Origin of the sequence: Olsenella sp. AGMB03486, assembly GCF_040884255.1 — a bacterium.
GTDB classification, from domain to species: domain Bacteria; phylum Actinomycetota; class Coriobacteriia; order Coriobacteriales; family Atopobiaceae; genus Olsenella_L; species Olsenella_L kribbiana.
On the sequence record NZ_JBEVTM010000003.1, the window covers coordinates 167,360 to 178,671 of the forward strand.

Annotated in this window: 8 protein-coding genes; 5 read left to right on the forward strand and 3 right to left on the reverse strand. The window is 59.7% G+C overall.

The genetic code is table 11. From position 1 onward, the window contains the following. Window positions 1-68: 68 nt before the first annotated feature. From ABVS03_RS02685 to ABVS03_RS02695, 3 genes are all read right to left on the reverse strand, one after another. Window positions 69-1,736, reverse strand: coding sequence for a formate--tetrahydrofolate ligase (locus tag ABVS03_RS02685; RefSeq protein ID WP_368017913.1), 1,668 nt, complete (start codon window positions 1,734-1,736; stop codon window positions 69-71). Window positions 1,737-2,431: 695 nt separating this feature from the next. Beyond that, a complete protein-coding gene (locus ABVS03_RS02690; RefSeq protein ID WP_330971404.1) occupies window positions 2,432-5,119 on the reverse strand; it encodes a valine--tRNA ligase in 2,688 nt (895 codons plus the stop codon). A 265-nt stretch (window positions 5,120-5,384) separates the two neighbouring features. Next, a complete protein-coding gene (locus ABVS03_RS02695) occupies window positions 5,385-5,549 on the reverse strand; it encodes a hypothetical protein (RefSeq protein WP_368017914.1) in 165 nt (54 codons plus the stop codon). Window positions 5,550-5,951: 402 nt separating this feature from the next. On the opposite strand from ABVS03_RS02695, the gene ABVS03_RS02700 reads away from it, so the two are divergent. From ABVS03_RS02700 to ABVS03_RS02720, 5 genes are all read left to right on the forward strand, one after another. Beyond that, window positions 5,952-6,422, forward strand: coding sequence for a LytTR family DNA-binding domain-containing protein (locus ABVS03_RS02700; protein WP_368017915.1), 471 nt, complete (start codon window positions 5,952-5,954; stop codon window positions 6,420-6,422). Continuing rightward, on the forward strand, window positions 6,419-6,907 hold the full coding sequence (locus ABVS03_RS02705; RefSeq protein ID WP_368017916.1) for a hypothetical protein: 489 nt from the start codon (window positions 6,419-6,421) through the stop codon (window positions 6,905-6,907). The genes ABVS03_RS02700 and ABVS03_RS02705 overlap by 4 nt, the downstream gene beginning before the upstream one ends. A gap of 180 nt (window positions 6,908-7,087) precedes the next feature. After that, window positions 7,088-7,870, forward strand: a complete 783-nt coding sequence (locus tag ABVS03_RS02710; RefSeq protein WP_368017917.1) for a ThiF family adenylyltransferase — start codon at window positions 7,088-7,090, stop codon at window positions 7,868-7,870. Next, complete coding sequence (locus ABVS03_RS02715) at window positions 7,864-8,676, forward strand: TatD family hydrolase (RefSeq protein WP_368017918.1); 813 nt, start codon at window positions 7,864-7,866, stop codon at window positions 8,674-8,676. The genes ABVS03_RS02710 and ABVS03_RS02715 overlap by 7 nt, the downstream gene beginning before the upstream one ends. Window positions 8,677-8,865: 189 nt before the next feature. Next, window positions 8,866-11,223: a glycogen synthase gene (locus tag ABVS03_RS02720; protein ID WP_368017919.1), complete on the forward strand. Its 2,358-nt coding sequence runs from the start codon at window positions 8,866-8,868 to the stop codon at window positions 11,221-11,223. The last annotated feature ends 89 nt before the right edge of the window (window positions 11,224-11,312 follow it).

Below are 11,312 nucleotides of genomic sequence, written 5' to 3' on the forward strand. Positions count from 1 at the left end.
ACAAGGCCGAGGGTGCCTGCCTGTGCGCCCCCGGACCTCTGCTGACTATCTTCGAATCTTATGCTGCTCTAGAAGAGGCCGACGATCTTTCCGTCCGGCGTGACATCGATCTTCTCTGCTGCAGGCACCTTCGGAAGTCCCGGCATGGTCATGATGTCACCGGTAAGGGCGACGATGAAGCCAGCACCAGCAGATACCTTCACGTTTCTGACCGTGATGCGGAAGCCAACGGGCGCCCCGAGCTTCTTGGGGTCGTCCGTGAACGAGTACTGCGTCTTTGCCATGCATACCGGAAGTCCGCCGAAGCCCTGCTCCTCGAGCTGGGCGAGCTGCTTCTGTGCCGAGGACGTGTAGTCGACGCCGTCTGCATGGTAGATGCGCTTTGCGATGGCCTCAATCTTGGAAGAGATCGGCTGGTCGAGCTCGTAGGCATACTTGAGCTCGCCCGGATCGTCGCAGAGGCGCACAACCTCGTCAGCAAGCGCAAGTCCGCCCTCGCCGCCCTTGGCCCAGACCTCGGAGAGCGCGACGTTGACGCCGAGCTCATGGCACTTCTGCTCGACGAAGTCGAGCTCTGCCTTCGTATCGGTCGGGAACGCATTGATTGCAACGACAGCCGGCAGGCCAAAGACATCGCGGATATTCGAGATATGGCGAAGGAGATTCGGGATGCCGCGCTCGAGCGCCTCGAGATTCTCGTGGCCAAGCTCTGCCTTCGGCACGCCGCCGTTGTACTTGAGGGCACGCACGGTCGCAACCAGCACGACGCAGGAAGGAGCGATGCCGGCAGCGCGGCACTTGATATCGAGGAACTTCTCTGCGCCGAGGTCGGCACCGAAGCCTGCCTCCGTGACAACGTAGTCGGCAAGCTTCATGGCCGTCGTCGTCGCCTCGACAGAGTTGCAGCCGTGGGCAATGTTTGCAAACGGACCTCCATGCACGAAGGCCGGGTTGTTCTCGAGCGTCTGCACGAGGTTCGGCTTGATAGCATCCTTCAGAAGCGCGCACATGGCGCCCTGGGCATGGATATCTGAGACTGTGACCGGACGTCTGTCATACGTGTAGGCAATGACCATGCGGCCGAGGCGCTCTTTGAGATCCATCAGATCCGATGCCATGCAGAAGGCAGCCATGACCTCAGAGGCAACGGTGATATCGAAGCCATCCTGGCGAGGCATGCCATTGCCGACGCCGCCAAGACCATCGACGATGCTCCTGAGCTGGCGGTCATTCATATCGACACAGCGCTTCCAGACGATGCGGCGCGGGTCGATGCCGAGAGCGTTGCCCTGCTTGATGTGGTTGTCGAGCATGGCAGCACAGAGGTTGTTCGCAGCGCCGATAGCATGGAAGTCGCCCGTGAAGTGGAGGTTGATGTCCTCCATCGGCACGACCTGGGCATAGCCGCCGCCGGCAGCGCCGCCCTTGATACCGAAGACGGGTCCGAGGGATGGCTCGCGCAGGCACAGGAGTGCATTCTTGCCACGACGGCAGAGAGCATCCTCGAGGCCGACCGAGGTCGTCGTCTTGCCCTCGCCCGCAGGCGTCGGGTTGATGGCCGTCACGAGAATGAGCTTCGCCTTCTTGGGAAGGTCCTTCAGGGCATGGATGTCGACCTTTGCCTTGTAGCGTCCATAGAGTTCTAGCTGGTCTTCCGAGAGGCCGGCACGCTTTGCGACCTCGGTGACAGGAAGCATCGTTGCTTCCTGTGCAATCTCGATATCTGACTTTGCCATCTTGGCTTCCTTTCGCTTCTTGGCTCCTGCCAATGGTTACCGGGTTTCACGGGGCGATCTGACCATGCTTCCATTGTGTACCTCAAAGCCCACTGCTGCACCCTCAATCCTGATATATGGCAGTTGTGTGCGCCCATATCGGTTCTTCACGCACATCCATAGCCAAAGCCTATGGACCTGATGCAGCCGAAAGGCACCTGGCATGCCTTCAAGCTTCCCTGCTGGCGTGATGCAGCCATGCATGCCATCCTGCTGCCCCTTGAAACGAATGCCAAGATGGAGGCCTGGATTGTCAAGGCGGCACCTGAGCCATACGCTCCAGGGCAGCCTGCAGAAGGCCTGTGGGCTTGGCCTGTCCGAGGATGGGATTGCTGCGCTGCGGCATGCAGCTGCGCAGGGGCCGGCGACAGAGCGGCTGCTGCTGTCAGCTTCCGACAGCGGTTGTAAAAGAGATGCACCGACAATGCCTCACTGTCTTGCAGCAGACAAGCGGCGCCGGTGTAGGCTGACAGCATCAGGAACGGCCATCTTGCAGCAGGGATGGAGATCTTGATCCGGCCGCACCATACGCTTCCGCGCTTGCAGAAGCCGAAAGGTTGCCGGGCTCTTTGCCCTGGCCGCCGCACGCCCTGAGCACACGAAGAAGGCCGCACCTCACGGCACGGCCTTCCTGGCTAGACGATATGTTCCAGCTGCTACTCGAAGTCGGCAATCTGGGCCTTGAGCTGCTCTACCGTAGCGGTGAGCTCTGCTTTCTGGGACTGCTTCTTCTCGATGACCTCAGGCGCTGCCTTGGCAACGAATCCTGCATTGCCGAGCGTGCGCTCGACGGAAGCAAGATCCTTCTCTGCCTTGGCAAGCTCCTTCTTGAGGCGCTTTGCCTCGGCATCGAGATCGACGAGGCCACCCAGGGCGACGAAGATCTCGAGCGAGCCATCAGCCACGGAGACAGAGCCCGCAGGCTTCGTCTGCTCGGCACCAAGCGCCAGCTGGTCGACACGGCCGACGCTCGTGATGAAGTCACGCTGGGACTCGAGCACGGCAGCATCTTCCGGCGTGGACTTCACGGCCACGTCGAGTTCTGCCTTCGGGGACAGGCGGTAGCGGGCACGGGTGGAGCGCACGACGGAGATGACGCGCTTTGCGAGATCGAAGTCATGCTCTGCGCGCTCGTTCACGAACTGTGCAAGCTCGTCGGGCTCAGGCCACTTGGCGACCATCAGGAACTTGGCGCTGTGGTCATCGAGGCCGGATGCCGGCAGGGCATCCCAGACGCTCTCTGTCACGAACGGCATGACCGGGTGCAGGAGCCTCATCGAGACATCGAGGACATACACGAGGTTGCGCTGGACCTGCAGCTTCTCCTCGGGCGTGCCATCAAGCAGGCGGCCCTTGCAGAGCTCGATGTACCAGTCGCAGACCTCGCCCCAGAAGAAGCTCTGGAGATTCCTGGCGTAGTCGCCGAAGTTGTAGGTCTCGAGCTGCTCGGTAGCCTCTGCAACCTCCTTGGCAAGGCGGGAAAGCATCCAGGCATCCTCTGCCGTCTCTGCCTTCGGGGCGCCCGGCGTATAGCCGTCGAGGTTCATCTGCACGAAGCGGGAAGCATTCCAGATCTTCGTGACAAAGGAGCGTGCCTGCTCGGTACGCGGCGAGTCGATGAGCTTTCGCGTCTTCTTGTCGATGTTGGCATCGAACTTGACGTCCTGGTTCGTCGTGATGAGCGTCAGAAGGTTGAAGCGCATAGCGTCAGCGCCGTACTTCTCGATGAGGTCCATCGGGTCCACGCCGTTGCCCTTGGACTTGGACATGCGGCTGCCATCCTTGGCAAGGATCGTGGCGTAGATGTAGACGTCGTGGAACGGAACCTCGTCCGTGAAGTAGAGCGAGCTCATGATCATGCGGGCAACCCAGAGGGCAATGATGTCGCGGGCGGTCACGAGGACCTTGGTCGGGTGATGCCCCTCCATCTCCTCCGGATGGTCAGGCCAGCCCTGTGTCGCGAAGGTCCAGAGCTGAGAGGAGAACCAGGTGTCGAGGACATCCTCGTCCTGATGGATGTTCTTGCTTCCGCACTTCGGGCACACCTCGGGGTCCTCCATGAGGGCGTCTTCCCAGCCGCAGTCGTCGCAGTGGAAGACCGGAATCCTGTGGCCCCACCAGAGCTGGCGGGAGATGCACCAATCCTTGAGGTTGTCCATCCAGGTAAGGTAGGTCTGCGTCCAGCGGGCAGGATGGAACTTGACTTCCCCATCGCGCACGACCTCAGCTGCACGCTCCTTGAGCTTGTCCACAGCCACGAACCACTGCTCAGAGAGCCAGGGCTCGAGCGCGGTGCCACAGCGGTAGCAGTGCATGACAGAGTGGCTGAGCTCCTCGATGTGATCGAGCAGGCCGTGCTCATCGAACCAGTTGACGATAGCGGTACGGGCCTCATCGCGGTCCATGCCGGAGAACTCGCCGTAGCCATCCACAACGTGTGCCGTCTCATCGAAAATGTTGATCTGCGGCAGATTGTGCGTCTGGCCCATGGCATAGTCATTCGGGTCATGTGCAGGCGTGACTTTCACGAAGCCAGTGCCGTAGTTTGCATCGACGTGCCAGTCGGAGAAGATCGGAATCTCGCGGTTCACGATAGGAAGCATCACGGTCTTGCCGACAAGCTTCTGCTTCTCGGGGTCCTGCGGAGACACGGCAACGCCCGTATCGCCGAGCATCGTCTCAGGACGGGTCGTGGCGACCGTGATGTACTCGATACCATCGACCGGCTCGGTCAGAGGATAACGGAGGTACCACAGATGGCCCTTCTCGTCCTTGTACTCTGCCTCGTCGTCGGAGATGGCGGTACGGCAGGAGGGACACCAGTTCACGATGCGCTTGCCGCGATAGATGAGTCCATCGTGGTACCAGTCGCAGAAGACCTTGCGCACGGCACGGGAGAACTCGGGGCTCATCGTGAACTTCTCATCGGAGAAGTCGATGGAGCAGCCCATACGCTTGATCTGGCTGACGATGGTTCCGCCGTACTCATGCGTCCAGTCCCAGCAGGCCTCGATGAACTTCTCGCGGCCCATCTGAAGGCGGTTCTTGCCCTCGGACTTGAGCTTCTTGTCCACCTTGGTCTGGGTGGCGATACCAGCATGGTCGGTGCCCAGGATCCACCTGGTGGAACGGCCCCTCATGCGGCTGTAGCGGATGAACGTATCCTGGATGGAGTCATCCATTGCATGGCCCATGTGCAGGATTCCCGTCACGTTGGGAGGCGGGATAACGACGGTGCAGTCGCCTACGCCCTTGCTTCTCTGGTAGCAGCCTGCATCCATCCACTGCTGGATGAGCTGAGGCTCATGCTCTTGGGGATCGTAGGTCTTCGGCATCTCTTTCACAGCAACGTACCTTCCGACAGGTCCCGTCCGACCGCGTTGGCACTCGTGTATTGAGCGCGCGCCTCGTCCGAGACTGGCTTTCCCTCATGCCAGATATCTGTCCGGCATGGACCTTTTACGATACCACGATGAGGTTAGAGCAGGCAGACGCTTGAGGATGTTGCTTCAAGGGTCCACACGTGCCGGCAGCAGGAACATGCAGTCAGCAGAAGATGCCGAAACGAAAGGAGGCGGAGCCCTGAGAGCTCCGCCTCCCATTCAGCACCTATAGCGCGAGCGCTAGCGATCCTGCCTCCTGCGCAGCGGCGCCTGTCGCCTCCTGCTCCGTCCCTGTGCCTGCATCTGTGGACGTGGATGCGTTGCCATCCTCTGCAAGCGCCTTCCCCGGCACAGCAGCGAGGCTCGCCGAGAGGGCCACCGCTGCGGCCATCGCACCTCCAGCATGCCTCTCAATCCTGCTTGCATGCCCCTGAGACCTCGCCGTCATCGACCATCAGCTTCCGTACGAATGCATAATCCCTTCGTACCGATGTAGACTTCTGAAACAAAGGTCTCTTGATATGCCAGAATCTCATCCGAATAGTTACATAATATTCAGTAACTTGCATGTCTCATCTTTCACAGACCCTGCGCCCAGCAGAACCATCTCGATATGTGCTTCAGCAGCAGCCTCCTGCCTGAGCGTTCGGCCAGCACCAATCGCCTGCTGCTGGCAGAATCTCAAGAAGGGCATTGCATCTCGCTCCCCTCTTCGTGCATCTCGGCTGCAGCTGGCAGAGAGCTTATCGTCCATCCCGTAAGCTGTAGCCAGAAAGAGAAGGAGGCGCACATCATGAAGCTCAAGCTCATCACCAGACCAGAACTCCCTGAGCCCGAAGTCACCATCGCCTCTGCCCCCAAGGACAAGGAGGCAGAGCGCATCGCGCAGGCACTGCAGGGCATAGGAAATACGCTATTTGCCTATCGGGAGAGATCAGGCACCTCGAAGGAGCGTGTTGCCATATCCGATATCTGCTCCCTCGAGGCAGCAGACGAGGAGACCCTGCTCCATATGGCAGATGGCCGGACGCTCTTTGCAGCACAGCGGCTCTCTGCCCTCGAAGGAGAGCTGCCAAACAGATTGTTCGTCCGCATCTCGCGGCAGAGCATCGCTAACCTCGACCGGGCACGCACGATCCGTCCCGAGTTCGGCAGCCGCCTCGTGCTTGGCCTTGCAGATGGCACAGAGGTCCTGGTGACCAGAAGCCACGTGGCAGAGGTGAAGGAACGTATCGGCATCCCCCAGAAAGGAGACCGGAAATGAGCAGCACCAACACAAACAAGACCTACGGCGTCTTTGCAGGAGAGCTCCACGAGCACGCAGGAGCCGCTATCGCAATGGGCGTCTTCGTGGGATCCAGCTGGGCCGTGGCAGCAGTCATTGCCTGCTCCCTTGCCATGCTTGCGGAAGGCACAGCCGCAGCAGATCTCCGCTGGATCTTGAGCATCGTTTTCGGCATGCTGGCAGGAGGCATCCTCCAGCAGCTCTGGTTCAATTTCAGGCCGGCGCTGCATATGAGCTACGGCGGACGGATTGCAGGCTTCGGCATCTCATACTTCCTGGTCCTTGCGCTCTGTGCCCTTCTCGGCTCCTGGCTGCCCGATGGAATGCCTGCGGCCTGGGCAGGCTTTGCCGGGCTCTACCTCATCACGCTTGCCATCCTCACGCTCACATTCACCTACGCCTTCCGCAAGCGCAGCGCCGAGTATCAGGACCTGCTCGACCGCTTCCATGGGAAGAGCGAATAGCTGCAAAGACCTTGAGGCAGCTGCCCACACGGACACAAGCAAGCGCCTCATGCGGGCCTCCTTTCCTTACGGAGGGGAGGCCTTATCTCATTCCACTCGATACGCAACATGTCGTGCATCTCACCGATGCGGTAGCATGTGAGTTCATCCGATACAGACTCATGCAAGGAGCGCTTCACCATGCCCGAAAATGCCACTGCCGAAACGCCGTTCGACCGCCTGAAGCTTGTCCTCGGCGAGGAGCGCCTGAAGCGCCTCCAGGATGCGACGGTCATGGTCCTGGGGCTGGGCGGTGTCGGCTCGAACTGCACGGAAGCCCTTGCCCGTGGCGGCGTAGGACATCTCATCCTGATCGACCGCGATACGGTGGCACCTTCCAACATCAACCGCCAGGCCATTGCCTTCCACTCCACAATCGGCCTTCCCAAGTGTCAGGTCATGGAGAAGATGGTCCTGGACATCAATCCCAGCTGCCAGGTAGAGACCCTTCAGGCCTTCATCCCGAAAGACGGACTCGGGGAAATGCTTTCCCAGTTCCCCCGTCCCGATTACCTCATCGATGCGATAGACACCGTCTCGCAAAAGCTTGCCCTTGCCAAATGGTGCCAGGACGAGAGGATTCCGCTCTTAAGCTCCATGGGAGGTGCCAACAAGCTCGATCCGAGCAGGCTTGCCTTCTCCAAGATCGAGAAGACCTCAGGAGACCGTCTTGCGAAGGCCATGCGCAAGAATTGCCGGAAACGCGGCATCAAGGGACTCGAGGTCCTCTACTCGACAGAGAAGGGAAATGGCCCCGAGCCTCCGAAGACCGAGGATGGAAAGAGGCCTGACAAGGGCCTGACGCTGGGGACCATGAGCTACATGCCGCCCATCATGGGACAGATGATTGCCGGCAAGGTCATCTGCCGCCTGGCAGGCTTCGAGCCCATGCCCTACTCAGGCGAGGAAGGCCTGCAATGCTAGGCGGAGACAATAGCGCCGATAAGCCAATCAGACACTACGACATGCACTGCCATGTCGACTTCCAGGAAGACCCTCAAGGCTTCCTTGACGCGGCAGATGCGCTTGGCCTCTCCTTCCTTTCCTGCACGGTCACACCTGTGGGATATCAGGAAGCAAAGAGCTGGAGCTGCAAGGATAACGTGGCTCTTGGCCTTGGTGCCCATCCCTGGTGGGTAGCAGATGGCAGGGTGGATGAGGAAGCTCTCCAGGAGCTTCTATCCCTTGCGCCAGATGCTCCCCTCATCGGCGAGATAGGCATCGATCTCTCGAGCAAGCATGTCGACCTCGCATCCAAAGATTGCCAGGCAGATGCCTTCAGACGCATTGCTGAAGCCTCTGCCAAGGCTGGTGGCAAAGTGCTCTCGATCCATTCTGTGAAGTCGGCAGACCTCGTGCTCGACATCCTCGAGGACACTGGCTGCACGCCGGAAGCATCAGGCTCCCTTCCCATCCTCCACTGGTTCTCAGGCTCTACACCCGAACTCTGGCGGGCAATAAAGCTCGGCTGCTTCTTCAGTGTCGGCGAGTCCTTCCTCCACACCCGCCATGCGAAGGAATATCTGAAGCTCATCCCGCATGAGAAGCTCCTTCTCGAGACGGACTATCCTCCTGAGCATGCAGATTTCAAGCCCGAAGACTACGAGCGTTCCCTTTCTGCGGCAACAGAGCTCATTGCCGCGTCCTGGACTGCTCCGCTCGATGAAGCTGCTGAATTCCTCGCAGCAACGAGCAGCAAGATCTTCGACCGTACCAAGGACAGAGACTAATCGAGCCAGTCTTTCCTGCTGCATCGAAGCTGCATTCATCAGCTGCTGCACTGCCGGATGCCTAAGAAGCTTTCCTTTCACCTGCCGCAAGACCTCATATCCTTGCAAGGCGTTATCATTGAAGCAAACGCCTGCTCATCTATGCAGCAGCTGTCTTCAGTGAGCGTTTTCCCAAGGAGGAGAAGGAACATGGCAACGAGAAAGTCAGGGAGCTCCAAGCCACGCAGCACATCCACGAGGTCGAGGTCTTCCCGCTCTGCAGCAAAGCCTAAGGCTCAGAAGGAGGCAAAGGGGACCAAGACGACGAAGCCTGCTGCAACACCAGCAGCAAAGGCTGAGCCTGCTCCGAAGGCCACAGAGCCTATAAAGAAGGCAGCGGCTGCCGCAGCACCTGCACCTGCAGCAAAGCCTGCAGCTGAAGCGAAGAAGCCCGAGCCGAAGAAGGAGCCTGCCACCAAGGCAGCAGCTCCGAAGGCAGAGGCTCCTAAGGCTGCTGCACCCAAGGCAGATCCCAAGCCTGCCGCAAAGACAGCTGCGAAGGCAGAAGCACCTGCTGCCAAGAAGTCTGAGCCAGAAGCAAAGGCTACGCCTGCCCCCAAGGCAGCACCGGCTGCAAAGCCTGCTGCAAAGGCCGCTCCGAAGGCAGAAGAGCCGAAGGCTGCTCCGGCTGCCAAGGCAGAGCCCAAGGCAGCTGCCCCTGCAGCAAAGCCTGCGCCTGCAAAGAAAGAAGAGCCTGCCAAGAAGGCAGAGGCTCCGAAGGCTGCACCTGCCGCTAAGAAAGAACTCACCTCGAAGGCAGAAGCTGCGCCTGCAGCCAAGCCAGCCGTGAAGGAAGAAGCACCTGCAAAGCCCGCCCCGAAGCCCGCCGCCGCCAAGGCCGAACCCGAACCGAAGAAGGCAACAGAGCCCGAGAAGGCTGAGAAGCCGGCAGAGAAGCCTGCCAAGGCAGAAGCGAAGCCTGAAGAGCCGAAGACAGCTCCTGTACCAGCCGCAAAGGAAGAGACTGCTCCTGAACCTGCCAAGGAAAAGCCCAAAGCAGAGGAGGCTCCGGCTCCTGAGCCCGAGCCTGAACCTGAACCGCTCCCCCAGCCGAGGCGCTCGATCGCCTTCATCGGCTCCGAGTGCTATCCCTTCGTCAAGACCGGTGGCCTCGGCGATGTCATGTATGCCCTGCCGAAGGCTCTCGTGAAGCAGAACTGCGACGTGAAGGTCATCCTGCCGCGCTATGCCTGCATCAAGCAGGAATGGCAGGAGAAGATGGTCTACAAGGGCGCTTTCCAGATGGATCTCTGCTCTGACGGCAGGCAGTTCTATGTCGGCATCATGGAGTACGTCTCCCCTGACGGCGTGGTCTATGACTTCATCGACAACCAGGACTTCTTCACGAACGGCAACCCCTACACGAACCTCGTGGATGACATCCCGCGCTACTGCTACTTCGACAAGGCAGCGCTCTCGGCGCTTCTCTTCCTCGACTGGATTCCTGACATCATCCATTGCCATGACTGGCAGGCAGCGCTTGTGCCGGTCTATCTGCGCACGCTCTTCCAGAACACGGAGCTTGCACGCTCGAAGACCATGATCACAATCCACAACCTGCGCTTCCAGGGCAAGTACAACATCCCGACCATCAAGTACTGGTCTGGACTTCCTGACTATGTCTTCAACAAGGATGTCATGCAGGAGGACTGGACCGAGGCCAACATGCTCAAGGGCGGCCTCACCTACGCCGATATGATTACGACGGTCTCCGGCACCTATGCAGGAGAGATCCAGACGCCGGAATACGGCGAGGGCCTCGATGCCCATCTGCGCTACCACGCGGGCAAGCTCCGCGGCATCGTGAACGGCATCGACTACGACATCTGGAACCCTGCAACGGACAAGCTGCTCGATGCTCCTTATGACACGAAGAATGTGCTTGAAGCCAAGAAGGAGAACAAGAAGGCACTCCAGGAAGAGCTTGGCCTCGAGCAGGACGAGGGCAAGATGGTCATCGGCCTCATCTCCCGTCTCACATCGCAGAAGGGTCTTGACCTCGTCACCTCCGTCATGGAGCAGCTCATCGACGGCAACACCCAGGTCGTCATCCTCGGCACCGGCGAGCCCCAGTACGAGGACTCCTTCCGCTGGTTCGAGAATGCCCACAAGGGTACGGTCTGCTCGAGCATCATGTATGACGAGGCACGCTCGCACCACATCTATGCTGGTGCCGACGCCCTCCTCGTTCCTTCCCGCTTCGAGCCCTGCGGCCTTACCCAGCTCATCGCTATGCACTATGGCACGATTCCGGTAGTCCGCGAGACCGGTGGTCTCAAGGACACGGTCGAGCCGTACAACATGTTCGAAGACTCCGGCAACGGCTTCACATTCGACCGTTATGAGCCAGGCCTCCTGCTTGACGCAATCAACCGCGCCAAGACGCTCTACTTTACGAGCCGCGAGTCCTGGGACAAGATGGTCGTGCGCGACATGGAGAAGGATGTCTCCTGGACCTTGTCTGCATCCCAGTACCGCGACCTCTATCTCCAGCTGACGCAGTACTAGACGTTTCCGCAGCTTTCAAGCTGATGCAGGCCGGCATCCTCGGGGTGCCGGCCTGTTTTCTCATCTATCAGGCAATGAAACATATGAAA

What these genes read in the sequence shown, in the direction of transcription:
- ABVS03_RS02685 (WP_368017913.1), bottom strand. Translation starts at nt 1,736, where the DNA reads ATGGCAAAGTCAGATATCGAGATTGCACAGGAAGCAACGATGCTTCCT.
- ABVS03_RS02695 (WP_368017914.1), bottom strand. Translation starts at nt 5,549, where the DNA reads ATGGCCGCAGCGGTGGCCCTCTCGGCGAGCCTCGCTGCTGTGCCGGGG.
- ABVS03_RS02700 (WP_368017915.1), top strand. Translation starts at nt 5,952, where the DNA reads ATGAAGCTCAAGCTCATCACCAGACCAGAACTCCCTGAGCCCGAAGTC.
- ABVS03_RS02705 (WP_368017916.1), top strand. Translation starts at nt 6,419, where the DNA reads ATGAGCAGCACCAACACAAACAAGACCTACGGCGTCTTTGCAGGAGAG.
- ABVS03_RS02710 (WP_368017917.1), top strand. Translation starts at nt 7,088, where the DNA reads ATGCCCGAAAATGCCACTGCCGAAACGCCGTTCGACCGCCTGAAGCTT.
- ABVS03_RS02715 (WP_368017918.1), top strand. Translation starts at nt 7,864, where the DNA reads ATGCTAGGCGGAGACAATAGCGCCGATAAGCCAATCAGACACTACGAC.
- ABVS03_RS02720 (WP_368017919.1), top strand. Translation starts at nt 8,866, where the DNA reads ATGGCAACGAGAAAGTCAGGGAGCTCCAAGCCACGCAGCACATCCACG.